This is a genomic window from Dokdonia ponticola (assembly GCF_042653865.1).
Lineage (GTDB): Bacteria > Bacteroidota > Bacteroidia > Flavobacteriales > Flavobacteriaceae > Dokdonia > Dokdonia ponticola.
In genome coordinates this window covers 1-22,677 of sequence record NZ_JBHSFV010000009.1, presented here as the reverse complement: position 1 = coordinate 22,677, position 22,677 = coordinate 1, and the positions used below count along the sequence as shown (strand labels likewise).

The following is a 22,677-nucleotide window of genomic DNA, read 5'->3' as shown; positions in this document are numbered from 1 at the left end:
TTTAAAATGGAAGATCATCTACATCCTCAGCAGGATTTTTTTGTGGAGGTGATGATTGAGGTTGTTGAGGCTGTTGGGATTGTTGTTGCGTACCTTGTGTAGGTGTATTGCTTTGTTGTGATTGTCCTTCTCCTTTTGGAGTAAGAAACGTGAAATCTACACATTGTATTTCTGTACTATATCGCTCAAGACCTTTATCATCCGTCCACTTACGTGTTTTTAAACGACCTTCTATATATACTTTATCTCCTTTTTTGAGGTATTTTTCGCAAATTTCAGCAGCTTTGTTACGTACAACAATATTATGCCATTCGGTATTGCTTACACGCTCTCCAGTAGTTCGGTTTGTGTATTCCTCATTAGTAGCTAGTGGGAAGCGACCTATGCTATTGCCGCCTTCAAAGTAATGCATTTTTACTTCGTCTCCTGTGTGCCCTATTAGAATCACTTTATTAACTGTTCCTGCCATAGTATCAAATATAAGAAAATATTAGGCTGTAATCTATAAACTTAAAGATAAGAATAGATGTAAAATTCACATAATTCAGATAAAAGTAAGGCCCCTGATAGAATTACCTAAAAGAGACCTTACAAAACTAAGCGCGTTGCATGCGGTAAAGGAAGAGATGTTTTTAAATAATTTCTATCTCTTTGGTGTACGTAGTCGATCCATCTTTTACTTTGATACTATAATTTCCCTTGAATGCCTTTGTAAAACTGAATGATTTCTGAATGGTTTCATCATTAGTGATTGTCTCAGAAAAAACAATGCGACCTCGTCCATCTCTGATAATAATATGTACAGGATTTAAGTCAAGGTTTAAAAGATTGATGGAAACTTTTTCACCCTTCTCGCGGATAACTCTATCAGTATCGATAGTAGCTATTGTTGGTTTTTTCTCATCTGTAAATAATTCAGATCCTGTTGCGTTTACATGTACACTTGTTACTAAAAGCGTAAAAAGCAATGCTAATTTTAATGTGTTTTTCATACCATTTCGATTTTAAAGATTGATAACTAAATAAGTATGGTACAAACATACATTCAGAATGTTGTTGGTGCTATTGCCATATATTCAGATTAATGTTCTAAATTAACCTTGGAATCACACCTGAATCACATATATGTTAATTTAGCATAGATTTATGGTAAATTTCTAGCATTTTGATACGAGAAGCATCTTTAACTTTAACCGTAAAAACCGAATATGCTTTTACAAAAACCTACATTAGAAACAATCATACCCAATTTTGGAAATTCGTTTACCTATCAAAAGTTTGATAAAGAAAATAGAAATGATAATACAGTTTGGCATTACCATCCTGAGTTAGAACTTGTTTATGTAAATGGAGGTACAGGAAGACGCTTAGTAGGGAGTAATCTTTCTTATTACACTTGGGGAACTTTAATACTTGTTGGGAGTAACCTCCCACATTGTGGTTTTACAGACCATCAAACAGCTAATAAGTTTGAAACCGTGATACAAATGAAAGGGAATTTTCTTGGAGACGACTTTTTTGATATTCCCGAAATGGCGCCCATCAAAAAGCTTTTACAAGTCTCAAAACGGGGGATTGTGTTTTCTGGCGCTACCAAAACAGAAGTAGGTGCACTTATGGAAGAAATGGAGCAAAAAACCGATTTTGAGCGTTTGGTTTCTTTTCTCAGTATCCTTAATAGGCTTGCTATCACAAAAGAATTTAGAATTTTAAATGCAGATGGATTTGCTCTATTATCCAATGTACAAGATAATGACCGGATTAATTTGATTTTTAATCATGTGAAAACTCATTTTAAAGAAGATATCACCCTAGAAGAGATAGCAGCATTAACGCATATGACTGTTCCTTCTTTTTGTCGTTATTTTAAAAAGATCACCAACAAAACATTCACACAGTTTGTAAATGAGTATCGCTTGGTGCATGCATCTAAGTTACTCTCAGAACAAGCTATGAGTATCACAGAAGTCTGTTTTGAAAGTGGGTTTAATAATTTCTCACATTTTAATAAAAGATTTAAAGCCTTTACAGGTGAAACTCCTTCGGCTTACAGAAAACAGATCAAAACGATTCTAGATTAAATCCGTATTTTTCTATAAAGTTAGAAATAAGTACAGGAACTGGATAGGATTTCAGTGTTTCAATAGCGATGGCATCTTCTGGAAGTTGCGCCACATCAATAATCCAAAAAGTAGTATGTAAATGCTGGTGAGACAGTTTGTGTATAACTGGCGTCTCGTTATACTGAGATACATTCTCCAGTGTGTAATTGGCTGTTTTTTCAAGAAAGGGTTCGCTTTCGCGAAAGCGTACACCGTCAAACGCCCCTTCAATCATTGGAAATTGATAAAGTCCTTGCCAAATTCCTTTGCCTGTACGGCGCTCTATAACTGTTTTGTTGTCTGAAGACCTGAACACTAAGTAATGTAAATAGCGATTTTTAACTTTTGTCTTTTTGAGCTTTACTGGAAGGGTATGTACCTTGTTTTTTTGTAAAGCCACACAGGAATCATTAAAAATACAATGTAAACAATAGGGGTTTTGAGGTTTACATTGTATCGCTCCAAACTCCATAATTGCCTGATTGAAGTTGGCAGGTTGTTCTTTGTCTATGAGTTCTTGAGCGAGTTGTTTAAACTCTTTAATGCCTTGTGTACTATTAATGGGGGTGTCAATCCCAAAAAGGCGTGACAATACTCTGTATACATTGCCATCGACCACGGCTGTGGGTTCATTAAAGCTAATGCTAGCTATCGCACTAGCGGTATAATCACCAACACCTTTCAATTTTAACAATTCTTTATAAGTGTTCGGAAAAATCCCTTCAAGATCTTCTACAATATATTTTGCGGCGGCGTGTAAATTTCTTCCCCGAGAATAATATCCTAATCCTTGCCATAGTTTTAGGACTTCTTCCTCGGAGGCATTTGCGAGGTCATGCACGGTTGGAAATGCCTCTGTAAAGCTTAGATAATAAGGCAAACCCTGCGCAACTCGAGTTTGTTGAAGGATAATTTCTGAGAGCCAAATGCGATATGGATCGGTGGTTTGTCTCCAAGGCATTTCGCGCTTGTTTTCTATGTACCACGATATAAGTTTTTTAGGTAAATTCAATGGGAAAAATATGTTTTTTGCTAATTTATATACTTATATACTTATTTTTTAAAAGATTATGCTTGAAAGTTTGAAATTATAATGCTTATATTTGCTCACTTGAAATTTTAACCCCTAAACAATTATTAAAATGACAAAAGCTGATATTGTAGCAAAGGTATCTGAAAAATTAGGTATCGAAAAGAATGATGTACAAGCAACTATTGAATCATTCATGAGTGAAGTTAAAACCTCTTTAGAAGGAGGAGATAACGTTTATTTAAGAGGATTTGGTAGCTTTATTATCAAAACAAGAGCGGAAAAAACTGGTAGAAATATTTCTAAAAATACAACTATCAAAATTCCAGCGCATAACATACCTGCGTTCAAACCTGCAAAAGTATTTGTAGAAGGAGTAAAGACGAACGTTGCAGTATAATTTAAGTAACTTATTAAAAGAATCATTTTATGCCAAGTGGTAAAAAAAGAAAAAGACACAAGGTAGCAACGCACAAACGTAAAAAAAGACGTAGAGCAAACCGTCACAAAAAGAAAAAGTAGTCGTAGACTACTTTTTCTTTTGAATTATACATATACCATTCATTATCTATTCATTTAGGTTTGTAAATACAGGTGCATAAAATGGCTTCACTTATTTTGCATAGCACAGCTATGATATAAAATCTATAAAGTGATTGTCTTTCTGAAGTTCATCTTTTTTGGATGGTTTTATCTTATGCATAATTCATTAGTTCTTTGACATCGTAACATAAAAGCCTTACACCTTGAGGACTTTGAGTTACACCGTATTTATTACATTTTGTATACAAAAGTATACGTAATTACACCTGTGATAAATTATTGTATAATCCATTTGTTACGCCTATAGCGTGATGGATAAAAATTACTAAAGAGTGAATAAAGAATTAGTTATTAGATCTAGTTCCTCGGCAGTTGATTTTGCCTTATTAAAAGATGGAAGACTTATAGAACTTCACAAAGAAGAAGACGGAAATAAATTTAATGTTGGTGATATTTATATTGCAAATATTAGAAAAACAGTTTCTGGATTGAATGCTGCATTTGTTAATGTAGGTTATGAAAAAGATGCTTTTTTGCATTATCATGACTTAGGTCCAAAACTTCCTACACTTCTAAGTTACATAAAACGTGTAAGCACAGGTAAATTAAAAGATTATTCTTTAAACAACTTTCCTTTTGAAAAAGACATAGACAAAAACGGTAAAATTACCGATGTCTTAAAACAAAAGCAAAGTGTACTCGTACAAATCGCCAAAGAACCTATCTCTACAAAAGGCCCTAGAATAAGCAGTGAGCTTTCTATAGCTGGTAGATATATTGTTCTCGTGCCTTTTTCTGACAGAATTTCTATCTCACAAAAGATAGAAAGCAATGAAGAAAAAGCACGTCTTAAACGATTAGTACAAAGCATCCGTCCTAAGGGATTTGGTGTGATAGTACGCACAGTTGCACAAGGAGTAATGGTCGCCGAACTAGACAAAGACCTACAGAATTTGGTAGACAAATGGGCTACCATGAGTAAAAAAATTCAAGGAGCGCATCATCCTAGTAAAGTGCTTGGTGAAATGAACCGAGCATCTTCGATACTAAGAGATATATTTAATGATAGCTTTACGGGTATCACCGTAGATGATGAAACGCTTTATTATCAAATCAAAGACTACGTAAGCGAGATCGCTCCCAAAAAAGAGAGTATCGTAAAACTATACAAGAGTCCCACTCCAATTTTTGAAAAATTTGGAATAGAACGACAGATTAAAACATCTTTCGGGAAAACCGTATCAATGAGTAAAGGAGCATATCTTGTCATAGAACACACAGAAGCACTGCATGTAGTTGATGTAAATAGTGGTAATAGATCAAACAAAGCAAAGAATCAAGAAGATACTGCGCTAGAAGTAAATATGATCGCCGCTTCAGAAATGGCACGACAATTAAGTCTCCGAGATATGGGAGGAATTATTGTGGTTGATTTTATAGACATGAACAATGCAGACAACCGTAGAAAACTCTTTAATCATCTCAAAGAAGAGATGAAAGATGATCGAGCCAAACACAAAATATTGCCGCCTAGTAAATTTGGATTGATTCAAATTACAAGGCAACGAGTACGACCAGAAATGAATATCAAAACACGCGAAGAAAATCCAAACGGAGCTGGCGGTGAGATAGAAGCACCTATTGTCATGGTGCAAAAACTAGAAGGTAAACTTGACAAAATTCTTAAGAGTGGCAAGACAAAAGTGACGCTTCATGCACACCCATTTGTCGCTGCCTTTCTAACCAAAGGATTTCCATCTATCCGTTCTAAATGGTTTTTAGAACATAAAAAATGGGTAAAAATTATACCCAGAGACGCTTACACGTATCTTGAATACCGCTTTGTAGATAAAAGTGGTGAGGAAATTAACATATAGAATTTAAAACCCCGTTCTTTTTAAGGACGGGGTTTTTTTGTGTCCAAAAATCAAAGTCTAATACTAAAGGAAATAGTAACTTTAGCGCATGTTACAACCGTCTGTAAAAACATACACTCTGGAAGAGGCTAAGAGGGCTTTAGAGCGTTATTGTGCCTACCAAGACCGTTGTCATCAAGAAGTCCGTAAAAAGCTCTTAGAAATGCGTATGATCCCTGATGCGATAGATGTTGTCATAGGGCATTTGATCGAGCATAATTTTTTAAATGAAGAACGCTTCGCAAAAGCCTTTGCACGCGGAAAATTCAATCATAAATCGTGGGGGAGACAACGGATTGTAAGAGAGTTAAAACAGCGACAGATTTCTGCTCCCAATATTAAAACAGCACTTTTAGAGATTTCTGAGGAAGATTACTTAACTGTGTTTGATACGCTTTCGCGAAAGCGTATACAGCAACTTTCCAAAGAAAAAGACAAATACAAAAAAAGAAAAAAACTAGCCGACTATCTACTCTACAGAGGCTGGGAAGGAGATTGGGTATATGAAAAAGTACGAGAATTAGTACCGTAATAGCACTATTTTTAGTCTAATCTAAAATAAGTTTTTTATAACCCAACATAATTAATTTACTTTTGCCGTATGTATACCAAAGCAGAAGAAAATTATTTGAAGTGTATCTTTCATTTAGAGCAGGAACAAAAAGGGCCTATCGCGACCAATGCGATTGCTCAAAAGATGCATACCAAAGCATCATCTGCTACAGATATGATACAGCGCCTTGCAGATAAAGAGCTCGTTGATTATCGCAGATATAAAGGCACTACGCTAACAAAAGAAGGCGCAGCAGTCGCTGTGGCAGTCGTTCGTAAACACAGGCTTTGGGAAGTTTTTTTAGTAGAGAAACTTAACTTTCAATGGGATGAGGTGCATGAAATTGCAGAGCAGTTAGAGCATATTCAGTCTGAAGAATTAATTACGCGCCTGGATACATTTCTTGAGCATCCAGATTATGATCCCCACGGAGACCCTATCCCTGATAAAGACGGAAACATCAAGAAAACAGAAAAGAAAGTCCTCTCAGAAATGAGTAAAAATCAGCAAGGAATTCTAGTAGGAGTTCGAGAGACTAGCGGAGAGTTTTTACAGTATCTTGACAAGCGTAATATTGCCATTGGCTCCAAAATAAAAGTGCTTGGAATAGAATTTTTTGATGGCTCTATGATTATTCAAGTAAAAAAAGAACAATTTTTTATATCCAAAAAAATTGCCGAAAATTTATATATCCAAGTGCTTAATAAAAAATAATAGTTTGAAAAAACACCTAATTATCCTATGCCTTTTGTTTCTGAGTTTTGAAATAACAGCTCAAGAAACACAAACTACTTCTGTGCCTGATCTTGTGACCGACCGTCCAGATGCAACTGAATCACCTACAGTAGTTCCTATTGGGAGTTTACAAGTAGAGACAGGAGCGTTTACAACCTCTTTTGAAAAAAATGGAATTAAAGAAGAAGTCTTTGGATACAATACCGCTCTGTTACGTTATGGTATCCTGCATAACCTAGAGTTGAGAGTGGGGTGGAATTTTGAAGAAATACAACGTACAGTTAATGGAAACAAGTTAGATAATGTCCAGAGTGGCCTATCTCCATTGCTATTTGGAGCAAAAATTGCCATCGCACAAGAAAAAGGATGGTTCCCAGAAGTAGGGTTAGTAGGGCATATCTTTCTTCCTTTTACAGCGAGCTCCGACTTTAAGCCTGATTTTACCGCTGCCAATTTTAGATTTGCGTTTAACCATACGTTAAGTGATCGTTCTGGCATTGCATATAACTTAGGAGGAAGACTAGGAGGTGAGTCGGCTGAATTTGCCTATATCTATTCGCTATCCTACGGGTATTCTCTTACAGAAAAGTTAAGTGCGTATGTAGAGGTATATGGAGATTTGCCAGAAGATAGTAGTGCCAATCATTTTTGGGATGCAGGACTTACCTATGCTATTGCACCATTGATCCAGCTAGATGCCACTATAGGTCAAAGTATCACAGAAGGGCAAGATTTGTTGCTAGCTGTTGGTGTAAGTTTTAGAATTGATAAAAAATAAACAATGAACACAAAACAGATTTTCATATTTCTTTTCGCTTTAAGCGTGCTTAGTTGTAAAAATGAAACAGCTTCCAAGAATGAAAGAGTACAGGTGGTTACCACCACATCTATGATTACTGATCTTGTAAAAAATGTAGGTGGTGACCTAATAGATGTTCAAGGATTGATGGGAGCAGGGGTAGATCCTCATTTGTATAAAGCAAGTGCTGGAGATGTTACAAAACTAGCGAATGCTGATATTATTTTTTACAACGGATTACACTTAGAAGGAAAACTTGTCGAAGTATTTGAAAAGATGGAGTCTGCCACAAAAACCCAAGTAGCTTTAGGAGAACAATTGGATGCAACAACACTGATTGGCTCTGATTATTTTGCATCAAATTATGATCCGCATGTGTGGTTTAATATCCAGTATTTTAAAGAATTTGTTGAGGTGGTTGTGAGTACGCTTTCGCGAAAGCTACCTCAGCATGCAGACCAATTTAAAGCAAATGGGGACGCCTATATTGCCCAACTTACAACACTTGAAAAAGAGGTAGAAGAAATTATTGAAACCCTACCTGAAGAAAAACGAATTTTAGTGACAGCCCATGATGCATTTAATTATTTTGGTAAGAGTTATGGTTTTAATGTAGTTGGTTTACAAGGACTATCCACTGCAACCGAAGCAGGGGTAAAAGATGTACAGCGATTGTCTCAATTTATCATAGACAATGATGTAAAAGCTATTTTTGTAGAAAGCTCCGTGCCAAGACGCACGATAGAAGCATTACAAGCAGCAGTAAAAGCAAAAGACCGTGATGTGATCATAGGAGGTTCACTGTACAGTGATGCTTTAGGAGATGCAGGAACGATTGAAGGAACGTATATAGGGATGTTCAGGTATAACGTAAATACCATTGTAAACTCCCTTAAATAGAGGTGTATGGAGGATAAGAGAATAGCAGTTCGCGTAGATGATTTAACAGTTGCTTATAATTATAAGCCTGTTTTGTGGGATATTGATTTAACCATTCCAGAGGGTGTGTTAATGGCCATTGTGGGTCCTAACGGTGCTGGGAAATCTACATTAATTAAAGCCATATTAGGCATCATAGAACCTATTGCAGGAAGTATTACAATTTATGATAAGCCGTATGACAAGCAGCGCAAATTGGTTGCTTATGTGCCTCAAAAAGGGAGTGTAGACTGGGATTTCCCTACTACCGCAGTAGATGTTGTAATGATGGGAACCTATGGAAAACTAGGGTGGATAAAACGCCCTGGACAGAAAGAGAAAAAAGCAGCACTTGAAGCCCTAGAAAAAGTAGGTATGTTGCCTTTCAAAAATCGGCAAATTAGTCAGTTGAGTGGTGGACAGCAACAACGTGTTTTCTTAGCAAGAGCCTTAGTGCAAGATGCTTCCATTTATTTTATGGACGAGCCTTTTCAAGGCGTGGATGCCACCACAGAAATTGCCATTATTAATATTCTAAAAGAACTCCGAAAAGCAGGTAAAACAGTGATTGTAGTGCATCACGATTTACAAACCGTACCAGAATATTTTGATTGGGTTACCTTTTTAAATGTAAAAAAAATAGCAACAGGCCCTGTGAAAGATATTTTTAATGATGATAACCTGACAAAGACCTATGGGATTAATTACAAGGTGGCGGTGAATAAGTAAGCTTTTAGCTTTTAGTTCTTAGCTATTAGAAAAAATGAGGATAAAATATGGCGTCTGAAGTAATTTTTAATTTTGAAAAGCTCAATGTCTATCAAAAATCATTAGATTTTGTAGATGAAGTTTATCTTTTAGTGAAAAATTTTCCAAAAGAAGAATTATATGGTCTTAGCTCTCAATATAAAAGAGCAGCCCTATCTATATCACTAAATACAGGAGAAGGTCAGGGAAGTTCAGACGCACAATTTAATCGCTATTTAAATATTGCACTAGATTCTTTAAAGGAGTGTGTTGTTTGTTCAACTGTAGCTCACAGACAATCTTACTATAACCAAAGCACAAGATCATGAATCACGAGCAAAACTTCAAGAATTGGCAAAAATGATTCAAGGAATTAAAAAATTCATAAAAAAGAATAGCTAAAAGCTACCGGCTAAAAGCTGATAACCATGGATATCAAAGAATATTTTAGTTTAGTATTTTCAGATTATACCCTACGCACCATTACGTTAGGGACGGCTGTTCTTGGAGCTATTTGTGGGATGTTAGGAAGCTTTGCAGTACTTCGTAAACAAAGTTTATTGGGAGATGCGATCTCACATGCAGCCTTACCAGGAATTGCATTGGCATTTATCATTACGGGAACAAAAGACACCAACATACTTCTTTTAGGAGCTCTTGTAAGTGGCTTGATAGGAACCTTCTGGATTCGAGGCATCGTTACAAAAACTCATCTTAAAAGCGATACCGCTTTGGGCTTGGTCCTATCCTTATTTTTTGGATTTGGAATGCTATTACTCACTTTTATTCAAAAACAACCCAATGCAAATCAAGCGGGATTGGATAAATATTTGTTTGGACAAGCGGCTACTTTAGTAGAAAAAGACGTTACTCTGATGGCTACTGTCACAGGGATTTGTCTAGTGGTTTTATTACTTTTTTGGAAAGAATTTAAAATCCTGCTTTTTGATGCAGACTATACAAAAACCTTAGGATTTAATACACGATTTATAGACATACTCATTACCTTTTTTATTGTATTAGCGATTGTGTTAGGACTTCAAACCGTGGGTGTTGTTTTAATGAGTGCTATGCTTCTGGCTCCAGCAGCAGCGGCAAGACAATGGACAAATAAGTTGAGTATGATGATTTTTCTTGCAGCCATTTTTGGTGCGTTCTCAGGCGTTTTTGGAACGGCTATAAGCGCAAGTCAAAATAATCTCTCTACAGGGCCTGTTATCGTTCTAGTAGCTTCGGTCTTTGTATTGTTTTCATTTATCTTTTCTCCAAGAAGAGGTGTGCTTTTTAAGCAAGTTCGGTTTTGGCAAAATAGAAGGGATTTAAAGCTTCAGAAAACATTGCAGTTTATGTTTGATATTGCAAAAAACCATGAAGACATTTCACACCCACACGCCATAAAAATATTAAACAACTTCCAAGGATTTACAAAAGGTTCCTTAAAGAAGATGGAAGAAAAAAATTGGGTAGCTGTAAATGGGCAGCAATGGTCGCTTACTAAGGATGGCTATCATGCTGCAGAAAACCTATACAAACAATAAATCATGTCATCAGCTCAAATAGAAATACAATTAATAGCTGCTATCGTAGCCATCGCGTGCGCGATCCCGGGGGTGTTTTTGGTATTACGTAAAATGGCATTGATTAGTGATGCCATAAGCCACTCTATATTGCCAGGGATTGTAGTCGGTTTTTTCTTAACCGAAGATTTAAATTCGCCTTGGCTTATTTTATTAGCTGCTGTTACTGGGGTGATTACTGTAATTCTGGTAGAGGCGATCCAAAAAACAGGATTGGTTAAAGAAGATACCGCTATTGGATTGGTGTTTCCTGCCTTATTTAGTATTGGAGTCATCTTAATTGCTAAAAATGCCAATGATGTACATCTTGATGTAGATGCTGTATTATTAGGAGATCTTGCGTTTGCTCCTTTTGATCGTCTCTCCGTTTCAGGAACAGATATCGGTCCAAAATCTTTATGGGTAATGGGAGGGATTCTTAGCATTACTATAGGATTATTAATCGCTTTTTTCAAAGAATTAAAAGTAAGCACTTTCGATTCAGGACTTTCAGCAGCATTAGGATTTTCACCTGTTGTTTTACACTATGGATTGATGTCTGTATCTTCAGTAACAGTTGTCGGCGCTTTTGATGCAGTAGGAGCTGTTCTTGTTGTTGCACTCATGATTGCACCAGCAGCAACGGCCTATTTGCTAACATCAGATTTAAAGAAAATGTTAGTATTATCAGTTGTGTTTGGGGTGAGTTCTGCCGTAGCAGGATATTGGCTCGCTCACGTGCTAGACGCTTCTATTTCTGGATCTATGACCACAGTTTTGGGGGTCGTATTTTTATTCGTTTATCTCTTGGCTCCTAGGAAAGGATTAATCGCTGTAATGTATAGGCAGCGTCAACAACGTACAGAAGTATCTTTACTCACATTTTTATTACACCTTAATAACCACACAGAAAAAAGCGAGCGTCATATTAATCACCTTAACGAACATATTAACTGGCAAAAGGTACGATCACAAACCGTTGTAGATCTTGCTCAGAAAAATAATATGATTACCATTACAAATAGTATTGTTACATTGACACCCAAAGGAAAAGAATTCACAGAGCTTGCTTTAGAATATATCGTGACGAATAAAGACGATAAAATAGAGCATATGAAAGATGATTTCTTCCTCTTTAGAGGTTGATGCTTACTATCATCTGTAATATGGCATCTTTCTTGTCATATATAATAGAAACACACCTATGAAATCGCTACGTATATTTTTAGTTTTTATTTATTTTTATGCTTTCCTGCTGGTCGGACAGGCGGGCGCGAAAGCACAAAACACCTCCTCCATAACAGTAACAGAAAACGCCGAGTTCGCTATAGAACTAGGAAAATGCCAGAAAATGGACGGTGTCAAAATCACCTTTCTTGAAGTCCTTGAAGATTCTAGATGCCCCAAAGATGTTGATTGTGTATGGGCAGGTCAGGCGAGAATTAAAATAAGCATCGAAGAAAAAGGCAAAGCATCTTTTGAAAAAGAAATCCTTTTTGATGCTTTAGGAAAAGAGATCGTGATCCACACCACAGAAACGGCAATTATAAAAGCAATAGCTTTATCTCCTTACCCTATGACGAGCATACCCAAAAAAGATCGAACGTATTATCTGGAAGTAATACCAATTTAATTTTAAAATGTCGTGTCCAAGGCGTAGTTGTTTTTTATTCTAAAGACGCTACGATTTTATTGCATAGCCTTAGCTACGGAATATATGAGTAAGGAATTTAGAATGAAAAAGAACAAGCTGACATTGCGACATTTTATGATTAAATTGGTATAAGAATGTAGTGTTAAATGTCTTTATTTTGTAGGTAAGCTTTTAAAGAAAACAGCAGTAATATCTCTATAGCAAATCCAAAGATACAGTAGAGAAAGTGAACCCTAAAAAGGTAGTAAGCACAATGGCAAGAATTAAATTTCCAATAAAATAGGCAGCTCCAATGGCAAATTCTCTAAAGAAATTCTCTTTGTCATTTTTGTAACCAAATACATATCCTATAATTGCAAAAATAAGTCCCATCTAGTGACAACCACAATGACCATCGCCACACCCATCTTTGGATTTTCTTTTTAAGAATGGAGGAGTCCATACAAATTTTGAGATCAAGTATCCCATAGCAATCAAGAAGATGGCAAAGACCAGTATATTTTGTAATTGATCCATATGATTAATATTTAATAAACGCTCTAGTCGTTATACATCAGGTTTCTTACTTAAGAACTTGATAGGCTATTAAAGCAACAAGGTACGCAAAACCACTCATAACTCCCAATTGGAGCATAGGCCATTTCCAGGTGTTGGTCTCCCGTTTTACAATCGCAAGAGTACTCATACACTGCATGGCAAAAGCATAAAATAGTAAAAGCGAAATGCCGCTTGCAAAATTAAATAAAGGCTTTCCTGTGACCGCATTGGTTTCGTTTGCCATTCTATTTTTAATCGTTTCTTCTTCATCAGCACCAACGCTATATATCGTAGCGAGTGTTCCTACAAATACTTCGCGAGCAGCAAAAGAGGTGATTAATGCAATCCCTATTTTCCAGTCATACCCTAGCGGTTCTACAGCGGGTTCTATAAACTTTCCAAGATAGCCTATATAGCTTTTCTCTAATCGGTACGAAGCAATTTGTTTTTCTAAGTCCGCTTTCGCGAAAGCGCCCTCATCCATACGCGCCGTTACAATAGCCTCTGCATTTGAAAACTCTTCGGTTGGCCCATACGAAGCAAGCACCCATAATACAATGGAAATAGCAAGTATGATTTTACCAGCATCGACAACAAATGATTTTGTTTTTTCTAAAACATTAATAGCAACATTTTTTAATAACGGAAGCTTGTAATTGGGCATTTCTATAACAAAAAATGACTTACTTTTTATTTTTAATATCTTATTTAGTATCCAAGCAGAACCTATAGCAGTGCCAAATCCTATAAGGTAAAGTAGCATAAGAGTAAGCCCTTGTAAATTAAAAAACAAGAACTTTTCATTAGGTATAACTAGCGAAATAATAATAAGATAGACAGGTAATCTTGCAGAGCAGGTGGTAAATGGGGTAACGAGTATGGTGATAAGTCGTTCCTTCCAACTCTCTATATTACGGGTTGCCATAATAGCTGGTATGGCACAGGCAGTTCCAGAAACTAAAGGAACAACACTTTTTCCGCTAAGTCCAAAACGACGCATAATCCGGTCCATTAAAAACACTACACGACTCATATAGCCGCTTTCTTCCAGAATAGAGATAAATAAAAATAAGAAGGCTATCTGTGGGATAAAAATAATAATACCCCCTAGTCCTGCAATAATTCCTTCGGCAAGTAGATTGGTAAGCGCTCCCGGCGGAAGTGTGTTTTTGACCCATTCACTTAAAGAAGCAAAACTAGCATCTATAAAATCCATAGGGTATTGAGACCAATTGTAGATCACTTGAAAAATAAGCATAAGGATGGCAAAGAAAATCACATATCCCCAAACCTTATGCGTAAGTATTCGGTCTAAGCGAGCCCGTAAATCTTTCGCATTTGCCGTATCTATAGTAAGCGTTTTTTTAAGAACCTCATTGATGAATTTATAGCGTATGATGGTTTCCTTTTGCTGTAATCGTTTAAGATTGCTTATAGATTCTGTCTTAAACGAAGCGATCGTATTCATTTCTTTACGCTCTACTTTTCCAAAATTTACGTCTTGGGTAATGACTAACCATAATTTATATAAATCCTGATTAGGGAATGCTTTGCGTAATCTATCAAAATATTCAGGTGCAATTACAGAAGCATTTACACACGGTTTTGTTGAAATGTTTTTATGATCTGTGATCAATTGTTTGAGATAATCAATCCCTTGGTTTTTTCGGCTACTTATTAAAGCGATTTTTGTTTGTAAACGTGCTTCCATTTCTGGAATATCAAGACTTATAGCCTTCCGTTTCATACGATCCGCCATATTGATGGCTAGAATCGTAGGGATGCCAAGATCTTTTATTTGTGTAAAAAGAAGTAAGTTTCGTTTTAAGTTTTCTACATCAGAGATAACAACGGCTACGTCAGGAAAATCTTTATCATTCTTATTCAGTAATAATTCAATGACAACATTCTCATCTAGTGAAGAAGCATTAAGGCTGTAAGTGCCTGGAAGATCTAGGATATGTGCTTTTACACCTCGATCTAGCTTACAAATTCCTTCTTTTTTTTCGACGGTAATACCGGGATAGTTTCCTACTTGCTGATTAAGCCCTGTGAGGTGGTTAAACACCGATGTTTTTCCAGTGTTAGGGTTGCCAATAAGCGCTACATTGAGTTGTTTTGCCATGAGATTAAGTTGGCGTTTCTATTAAAATATGCAAGGCAGTCTCTTTGCGTATAGCAAGATAACTTCCATTTACATTGATGTACATAGGATCAGAAAAAGGAGCAAGTTGCAAAAGCTGAACTTCATTACCAGGAAGACAACCCATTTCCAAGAGCTTAAGAGGTACTTTATCTATAGCGATATCTTTAATAATCGCTTTTTCGCCTCTTTGTAAATGAGCAACTGTTTTCTTCAATGTTTATTTAGATTAAATTTAAACAAGGCAAAAATACACCATTTTCAGTAAAGTGAAAAATGATTTTTCAATAAGTAAACTACCTCGGAGGAAGCCCGCGAAGTATTTAAGGAGAAATCATTTGATTTCGAGGCAAGCCTCGGAGTATTTAAGTCTCGATTATTGAGTAAATAGCGTTAAATTAATTCAACAGTTTTTCTAGCCATCCTCTTTTAGGTTGGTATTCCATTTTAAGAATCGCAATATCTTCAAGAAGCTCTTCTATTGCCTCTGGATCGGTGCCATCATAATAGCCTCGTATTTGACTTTTTTTGTCTACGAGCATAAAATTTTCTGTGTGCACCATGGCATCCTCTTCTCCAGGAACATCCTTTACGGCCAAATAGCTTTTTCGCGCAAGCGTATAAATATCTTTTTTGAGACCTGTGACAAGATTCCAACGAGCGTCATCTACCCCTTTTTTTTGAGCGTATTCCTTCAAGATGGCAGGGGTGTCGTATTCTGGAATTACTGAGTGGGAGAGAAGTAGCACCTCTTGGTCTTCTTGAAGTTCATTTTGAATCTGTACCATATGATCTGTCATAATAGGGCAAATGGTTTGACACGTAGTGAAGAAGAAGTCGGCTACATAGATTTTATCTTTGTAGTCTTCCTGTGTAATCGTATCTCCATTTTGATTAATGAGTGTGAAAGGAGCAATTTTATGGTATTTTTTCACATACTGAATCGTACTATCTACAAGTTGATTATCTACCATATCAGGTTGATAAATAGGCAATTTTTCGGGAACCTTTAGCAGAGAGTATATAACGGTGATGATGATGGTGGATAAAATAAGCATCACAACAGCAAATACTTTATAACGTTCAAAAAAGCGGATCATAGAAGCAATTTTTGCAAAATTACAACGGGAAACTGAGTTGATCTTCTTTTTTCCCTTAAAAAAAAGTGAAAAGATACTTACAAAAGTATAATCGCTTTCTTAAACCGTGCGAAAAGGTTACTTTTGTGCGTTTTAAATTTTGAACACATCTTGACTTTTTGTTTGGAACCGAGATATATGGCCTTTTTGCCTTAATGAAGTGATTTATGAATTGCATAGCCATCGCTATGGAAGCAATAAATTACAAAATTAAGGGGTAAAATGTATGTGTCGTAGGTAAAAGAAAAAGTGAAGAAGCGTTCATAGACACACCACAACAGCCATGGAGCTATTTATACAGATATCACAATTTGTTCTTGCCATTTCTATTCTAGTGATCTTACACGAATTTGGCCATTTCTTACCAGCACGCTGGTTTGGAATTAAAGTAGAAAAGTTTTTCTTGTTTTTTGACGTAAAGTTCGCACTATTTAAAAAGAAAATTGGAGATACTGTGTATGGTGTGGGTTGGTTACCCTTAGGAGGTTATGTGAAGATAGCGGGAATGATTGATGAGAGTATGGATAAAGAGCAAATGGCACAACCCCCACAACCATGGGAGTTTAGATCAAAACCAGCTTGGAAACGCCTTATTGTAATGGTAGGAGGGGTAACCGTAAATGTACTACTTGCTTGGTTTATTTATACGTCTATGCTTGTGTATTATGGAGATGTATATATTCCTGCAAATAAACTACACAACGGAATAGAGGTAAATGCAGAAGGAGAAGCGCTAGGATTTAAAAATGGTGATCAGATTCTTGAGATTGATGGTAAAGCTGTAAAACGCTTTGATAAGTGGTTGCGTATGAACATTATCTTGGGAGATGATGCGAAGGTGCTTAGAGATGGAAAAGAGATAAGTTTTGTTTTAGATGACTTAGGAAAAAAGGAAGTGCTTAAAAACGAAAGTGGCACCCCTTTCATATCTGCCGCAAATAGTAGTTATATAGGTACAGTTGCACCAGGTTCAGCTGCAGAAAAGATGGGAATAGAAGCCGGGAGTGAAATTCTTTCTATAAATGGAGTCCCTACAGAATCATGGTCAGATATACTAGCCAATACCCGAGAAGCAAGGGGTGATTCAATACAAGTTACGTACATTAAAGATGGTGCTACACGCCATGTAAGCGGTTTTCTAGGAAAAGAAGAAATGTTAGGTCTAGGGTCTGAACTAGTTAAGGATGAGTATACAGTACTAGAAGCAATCCCAGCTGGCTGGACAACGATGACATCTACATTAGTAAATCAAATACGTCAATTCAAGCTTATTTTTAATAGAAAAACCGAAGGGTATAAGCAAGTAAAAGGCCCTATTGGAATTGTAGAGATGATGTCACCTACATGGGATTGGGAGCGTTTTTGGGACTTTACGGCTATGTTTTCTGTTTGGTTAGCCTTTGTAAATATACTCCCTATTCCTGCATTGGATGGAGGTCATGTGATGTTTTTACTATATGAAATGATCTCTGGAAGAAAACCTTCTGAAAAGACATTAGAGCGTGGTCAGATTATAGGGTTCATTATTGTAATGGGACTCATGCTTGTTATTTTTGGAAACGATATTTGGAATTTATTTAAGTAAAACGGAGTACGCTTTCGCGAAAGCGTGTAATAACTATAATTTATTTTATTGACTAGAATAATAAGATTTAATTATAGATCGTCTAATACAGGCCTTTTTAAAAGTGTTTTGAGGGCTTATTATTTTTTTTGCTTATGCATGTATGTTTTTGATCTTGAATGTTGCTAAAAAAGTCTTATTTCTATTTTTTTAAATATTTACGTTTTTCTGTCAAAAATGTGAGAATTCTTACAAATTATTTTCTCAAAATAGATTTCCTTAATTTATTACAAGTATTTTTTTGATTCCTTTAGCTAAACACTTGAAATTTAGCAACAAATTATTTTTTTTTACGGAAATCCCGTAAAAAAAAAGTAATTGTTGATAATTTTTTGAACAAAACAGTGTATTTTACCGATGATTTAATGCTTTTCATCGGAAATTTTATGAAAATTATTTTCTTAAAGTTACGTTAATGCGTTATGTTTTATTTTTAAAGCTGCTATGAAGTGTGTTTGAATCTGTATTTATTTATTAAATGTGGGTTTACTAGTTTCATGCTAATCAAACCAAAACTATAAACGCTATGAATAATAAGGTTGCCCTCGCCTTGTTGTTGGAGATTTTTACAATTACTAAACGTGCACTATTTCTGGTGTTTACGTTTTTCTTCGTGAATTCTTTTTTTTTACGCGCACGCAATAATTTTTTTATTGTGATTCAGCAGTATGTCTTAGCTTTTTTAAAAAATAGGTTCAAAATTAATGCCCTATATGAAAAACCAACAGGTCTTTCTTATCGTACATATTCATATATACCCACTCACCCTCAAAATAATATGTACCTGATATCTTCAGGTATTTAACGAAGAAGCGTATGACAATCAATACTCGATTCTCAAGTAAAATAAGAAATCTTCATCCTATAGTAACGTATAGGTTACTTTGTATTGCTCTTATATGTATATCGCATGGAAATTTATTTTCTCAAACGATAACTACTGCTGGTAATACAGATAATTTTAATGGGTTAGACAAGAGCCTTGACTTAAAAATCTCTCCTTTACAGCATAATGATCAAGATACTGGAAAAGAGTCTTTTAGAAACTATGTGAGCTTAAAATCAAAAAAGAAAGCTACTCGTAATACAAGAACGGTTACCACCTTAGATTTAAATGGTCCTGATGCAGGAGTTGACAATAGTGTTGACGCTGTAATTGGGTTTGTCGCTCGACCTATCGATATTGATAATGTTGTTTCTTCATCTAGTGGTACAGTCACCAGTGCAACTATAACTTTTTCTAGTGATCCCTCTGGTGTTCCTTCTGGTGCTCCAGATGCAAATGATCTTATTGCGTTGTTCAATAGTGCAGGAGCTTTTTTAGGTACCGTTCCTATCAACAATGCTTTTGGTCCTTTTAATCAAACGTATGGTGCAAATACTTTTACCATACAAACGACTGGTAATGGAGTGTATAATATTACAGAAAATGCAGGAGCTCCTATACAAACAGCAAACCTTGAAGCTTTTCTTTATAATTTTGCGTATGCGCATTCAGGAGGTACAGTGACTGAAGGGATACGATACATGATTGTTAGCGTTACCGATCCCAATAATACATTAACCGCTACCTCTGAGATAAATCTTACTAGACCCCCAGTTGCTGTTGATGATACAAACACTATTATAGCAAATGCAACGGTGCCTGTTTCTGGAAACTTACTTTCAAATGATACAGATCCTACCCCTGGGGATGTTCTTTCTGTAACAGAAGTGTATGGGTTTTCAACCGCTGTTAATGCTACCTATGCTACGACATACGGATTTATTACAGCACAATCAGATGGAAGTTATGATTATATAGTTGATATCAATAATATAGCTGTAAGAGGGTTAGGTAACGGGGCTTCTATAACAGATGTTCTTTCCTATACAATCACCGATTTAAATGGAAATCTTGATTTTGGGTATTTGACAATCACCATCAATGGAGTTGATGAATTACCAGTTGCAACAGATAATACGAATATAGTGACACTTAGCGCATCTAATACCACAGATGGGAATGTCATTTTTGATGATGATGGTTTTGGTGTAGATGTAGGAGACAGGCCTTTAGCTCAATTAATTTGGGAAAATGAATATGCAGATAATGATCCTATAAACGGGACATCACGATTAATTAATGGCGTCAATGTTTCATTTACAACTGTCGATCTAGGTGGAGTTGGTACGGCTGCCAACCAAACTGTTGATTTTGGGACGAATGGAGGGCATACGGGTTATTTGTTATTTAATTCCAATCCAGCGGTTAACCCTTCGCAAAACAACACATTAATCATAGATTTTGATACACCAGTAGCAAATCTCTTTTTTACGATTTCTGATATCGATTATTCGCAAGGAACATCCTGGCAGGATCAAATACAGGTTGCAGGTTCTTTAGACGGTGCAAATGTTGTTTATAATGCGCAACCTAATGGATCTGTGGTTACAGTTGGAAGTGATACATTTTATGGTACTGGTTCAGTGCCAGCCAACGATGCTCATGGAAACGTTAGTTTTTATTTTGATACTCCTGTTGATCAAATTATTTTAAATTACAATTATGGACCAGATGTAACAGATGCTGATCCAGCTAACCAAATTGCAGGTCTTACAGATTTAAACTGGCAGGATACTGGAGTTCCTAGAGTGGAACAAGTTTTTGGTAACACAGCCAATGTTGGAGTTAGCATTCCTACAACCTACGGGTTTATTGTATTAAATGGTGATGGTACTTATACATATACTGTAGATACCTCAAATCCAGCGGTTATTAACTTATTAGTTGGGGAGACATTAACAGATGTTATTCCGTATACATTAATAGATTCTGTAGATGCTTCAGGTAATAGAGATACTGCTAATCTGACAATTACAGTGAATGGTGCTGCTACAGATGTAGATTTAGATGGTGTTGTTGATGGTGTAGACTTAGATAATGATAATGATGGGATATTAGATACAGATGAATTTAATTGCTCTCCAGGTTTTGTTAACCTAGCTCAAACATTTACAAATGCTGATACAGGAACAAACGGAGGAAGTGCTACAGCAACGTTAACAAATTTATATCCTTTTAATGGTGTTGATGTAGACGCAACTTTTGAGTTGTTAGGAACAGTAGTTTGGCAATCAGGTGTTAGCAGTCAAGGACCAACTCCTGGTGTTTCTGGAACCTATATCGAAACACAACCTAATACCACAAATTTCCCCAATGGAGACGTAGCGGTGTATACATATACATTTTCAGAACCTGTATATAATGTAGCATTTAAATTTGGAGGTCTTGACAATTCTGACAGAGCAGATTTTAATGCAATGAATGGAGGTGCTAATACTCCAGTGTTTTTAACAGACATAGACTTAGGAGCTAACGGTATATTTTCAGGGCAGAGTGTTGTAAGTAATGCGACCGCAAATAATGCTCCAAATAATGCGATACAGGTATCTATACCCGGGCCCGTCACAGAAATAATAATTACAGCAGGGAAACAAAATGGTAACAGTGGAGCTGTCACCATGCAATTTTTTGAATTAGAATATTGTATAGGACAAGATACAGATGGCGATACTATTTTAGATCATTTGGATACCGATAGTGACAACGATGGCTGTCCAGATGCCGTTGAAGGCGCAGGAACATTTGTACAATCAGACCTTACAACCTCAAATAACCTTGCAGATGATGATGAAGGGCAAGTAGACGCAAACGGTGTTCCTGAAACTTCAGGAGGAGCTACTCAACAACAAGGAACAACAGCAGCTGTAACGCAAGCTACCCAAGTAGTCGTTACAACTGATGTTTCTGATCAAGCAGTAGTTACTGGCGGAACTACATTTACTGTAGTTGCTAGGGGTGATGACGCAACAGGATACACCACAGGAACACCCGATTATGGGACACCCGGAAATGCAAATGCAGGTCTTAACTATCAATGGTACATAGGAGATCCAAATGCAGGAGGAACACTTATAGATGGATCTGATACAAATTTTGAAGATTTCACAACCGCAACATTAACAATCCTAGATGTAACAGGTTTAGGAGGAACAGAATTTTTCGTAGTTGTTACACATGATACTAATGAGTGTATAGCTTTAGAATCTAGTGGATTCTTAATAGTTCCAATTATTCAGGACGATATAGCAACCACGCAAGAAGATACCCCAGTGGATATTGATGTCATAGACAATGATGATGTTACAGGGGCAACTTTTGAAGTAACCGATGTAACAGATCCAGCTAATGGAACGGTCACCATCAACCCTGATGGAACGGTCACCTACACACCAGATCCTGATTTTAATGGTACGGATACCTTTGAGTATACCGTCACCGTCACAAACCCTGATGGATCAACGACCACAGAAACGGCAACAGTCACAGTCACCGTGACTCCAGCGGATGATGTGATGGATGATACGGCGACCACACCAGAGGATACGCCAGTAGACATTGCGGTATTAGATAATGATACCTTCGATCCAACGGCAACTATAGAAGTAACCGATGTCACGGATCCAAACAACGGAACAGTGACCATCAACCCTGATGGCACGGTCACCTACACGCCAGATCCTGATTTTAACGGCACGGATACCTTTGAGTATACCGTCACAGTCACCAATCCAGATGGATCAACCACCACTGAAACTGCTACCGTAGTAGTCACCGTGACTCCAGCGGATGATGTGA

22 protein-coding genes are annotated in these 22,677 nt (G+C 36.5%); 14 read left to right on the top strand and 8 right to left on the bottom strand.

The window, feature by feature from the left end; genetic code table 11:
• Position 1: 1 nt before the first annotated feature.
• Positions 2-469 carry a single-stranded DNA-binding protein gene (locus ACFO3O_RS14155; protein ID WP_379979926.1) on the bottom strand — a complete coding sequence of 156 codons (468 nt, stop codon included), beginning with the start codon at positions 467-469 and terminating at the stop codon, positions 2-4.
• Positions 470-632: 163 nt separating this feature from the next.
• Entirely contained in the window at positions 633-992 is a 360-nt protein-coding gene (locus ACFO3O_RS14150; RefSeq protein ID WP_379979924.1) for a hypothetical protein, read from the bottom strand.
• A gap of 216 nt (positions 993-1,208) precedes the next feature.
• Here ACFO3O_RS14150 and ACFO3O_RS14145 point away from each other — a divergent pair, with 216 nt between their 5' ends.
• On the top strand, positions 1,209-2,081 hold the full coding sequence (locus ACFO3O_RS14145; protein ID WP_379979922.1) for an AraC family transcriptional regulator: 873 nt from the start codon (positions 1,209-1,211) through the stop codon (positions 2,079-2,081).
• Here the strand turns inward: ACFO3O_RS14145 and mutY are convergent.
• Positions 2,062-3,114 (bottom strand): A/G-specific adenine glycosylase, encoded by a 1,053-nt coding sequence (mutY, locus tag ACFO3O_RS14140; protein WP_379979920.1) that lies wholly within the window; start codon positions 3,112-3,114, stop codon positions 2,062-2,064. The two genes, ACFO3O_RS14145 and mutY, sit on opposite strands and share 20 nt — an antisense overlap.
• Positions 3,115-3,244: 130 nt before the next feature.
• Here mutY and ACFO3O_RS14135 point away from each other — a divergent pair, with 130 nt between their 5' ends.
• The 11 genes from ACFO3O_RS14135 (at position 3,245) to ACFO3O_RS14085 (ending at position 12,532) form a co-directional block, all read left to right on the top strand.
• Complete coding sequence (locus tag ACFO3O_RS14135; protein ID WP_089370712.1) at positions 3,245-3,532, top strand: HU family DNA-binding protein; 288 nt, start codon at positions 3,245-3,247, stop codon at positions 3,530-3,532.
• Between the two features lie 475 nt (positions 3,533-4,007).
• The gene (locus ACFO3O_RS14130; protein ID WP_379979917.1) at positions 4,008-5,552 is read left to right on the top strand and encodes an Rne/Rng family ribonuclease; all 1,545 of its coding nucleotides are present in this window, start codon (positions 4,008-4,010) and stop codon (positions 5,550-5,552) included.
• A gap of 88 nt (positions 5,553-5,640) precedes the next feature.
• Entirely contained in the window at positions 5,641-6,123 is a 483-nt protein-coding gene (locus ACFO3O_RS14125) for a regulatory protein RecX (protein ID WP_379979915.1), read from the top strand.
• 69 nt (positions 6,124-6,192) lie between these two features.
• The gene (locus ACFO3O_RS14120; protein WP_379979913.1) at positions 6,193-6,858 is read left to right on the top strand and encodes a metal-dependent transcriptional regulator; all 666 of its coding nucleotides are present in this window, start codon (positions 6,193-6,195) and stop codon (positions 6,856-6,858) included.
• A gap of 4 nt (positions 6,859-6,862) precedes the next feature.
• Complete coding sequence (locus tag ACFO3O_RS14115) at positions 6,863-7,657, top strand: transporter (RefSeq protein ID WP_379979911.1); 795 nt, start codon at positions 6,863-6,865, stop codon at positions 7,655-7,657.
• A gap of 3 nt (positions 7,658-7,660) precedes the next feature.
• The gene (locus tag ACFO3O_RS14110; RefSeq protein WP_379979909.1) at positions 7,661-8,578 is read left to right on the top strand and encodes a metal ABC transporter solute-binding protein, Zn/Mn family; all 918 of its coding nucleotides are present in this window, start codon (positions 7,661-7,663) and stop codon (positions 8,576-8,578) included.
• A gap of 6 nt (positions 8,579-8,584) precedes the next feature.
• On the top strand, positions 8,585-9,325 hold the full coding sequence (locus ACFO3O_RS14105; protein ID WP_379979907.1) for a metal ABC transporter ATP-binding protein: 741 nt from the start codon (positions 8,585-8,587) through the stop codon (positions 9,323-9,325).
• A 47-nt stretch (positions 9,326-9,372) separates the two neighbouring features.
• Positions 9,373-9,672 carry a four helix bundle protein gene (locus ACFO3O_RS14100; protein WP_379979905.1) on the top strand — a complete coding sequence of 100 codons (300 nt, stop codon included), beginning with the start codon at positions 9,373-9,375 and terminating at the stop codon, positions 9,670-9,672.
• A 99-nt stretch (positions 9,673-9,771) separates the two neighbouring features.
• Complete coding sequence (locus tag ACFO3O_RS14095) at positions 9,772-10,881, top strand: metal ABC transporter permease (RefSeq protein ID WP_379979903.1); 1,110 nt, start codon at positions 9,772-9,774, stop codon at positions 10,879-10,881.
• 3 nt (positions 10,882-10,884) lie between these two features.
• On the top strand, positions 10,885-12,045 hold the full coding sequence (locus tag ACFO3O_RS14090) for a metal ABC transporter permease (protein WP_379979901.1): 1,161 nt from the start codon (positions 10,885-10,887) through the stop codon (positions 12,043-12,045).
• 58 nt (positions 12,046-12,103) lie between these two features.
• Positions 12,104-12,532 carry a hypothetical protein gene (locus tag ACFO3O_RS14085; protein WP_379979899.1) on the top strand — a complete coding sequence of 143 codons (429 nt, stop codon included), beginning with the start codon at positions 12,104-12,106 and terminating at the stop codon, positions 12,530-12,532.
• A 216-nt stretch (positions 12,533-12,748) separates the two neighbouring features.
• On the opposite strand, the gene ACFO3O_RS14080 is transcribed toward ACFO3O_RS14085, so the two are convergent.
• The 5 genes from ACFO3O_RS14080 to ACFO3O_RS14060 form a co-directional block, all read right to left on the bottom strand.
• On the bottom strand, positions 12,749-12,925 hold the full coding sequence (locus ACFO3O_RS14080; RefSeq protein ID WP_379979897.1) for a hypothetical protein: 177 nt from the start codon (positions 12,923-12,925) through the stop codon (positions 12,749-12,751).
• Entirely contained in the window at positions 12,926-13,069 is a 144-nt protein-coding gene (locus ACFO3O_RS14075; protein ID WP_379979895.1) for a FeoB-associated Cys-rich membrane protein, read from the bottom strand.
• Positions 13,070-13,115: 46 nt separating this feature from the next.
• Positions 13,116-15,215, bottom strand: coding sequence for a ferrous iron transport protein B (feoB, locus tag ACFO3O_RS14070; protein ID WP_379979893.1), 2,100 nt, complete (start codon positions 15,213-15,215; stop codon positions 13,116-13,118).
• Positions 15,216-15,219: 4 nt separating this feature from the next.
• Positions 15,220-15,450: a FeoA family protein gene (locus ACFO3O_RS14065; RefSeq protein WP_379979891.1), complete on the bottom strand. Its 231-nt coding sequence runs from the start codon at positions 15,448-15,450 to the stop codon at positions 15,220-15,222.
• Positions 15,451-15,631: 181 nt separating this feature from the next.
• The gene (locus ACFO3O_RS14060) at positions 15,632-16,333 is read right to left on the bottom strand and encodes an SCO family protein (RefSeq protein ID WP_379979889.1); all 702 of its coding nucleotides are present in this window, start codon (positions 16,331-16,333) and stop codon (positions 15,632-15,634) included.
• 322 nt (positions 16,334-16,655) lie between these two features.
• Here ACFO3O_RS14060 and rseP point away from each other — a divergent pair, with 322 nt between their 5' ends.
• Both rseP and ACFO3O_RS14050 read left to right on the top strand, forming a co-directional pair.
• On the top strand, positions 16,656-17,957 hold the full coding sequence (gene rseP, locus ACFO3O_RS14055; protein ID WP_379979887.1) for an RIP metalloprotease RseP: 1,302 nt from the start codon (positions 16,656-16,658) through the stop codon (positions 17,955-17,957).
• Positions 17,958-18,812: 855 nt separating this feature from the next.
• Positions 18,813-22,677 (top strand): beta strand repeat-containing protein (locus tag ACFO3O_RS14050; RefSeq protein WP_379979885.1); only part of this gene is annotated, 3,865 nt, incomplete at its 3' end.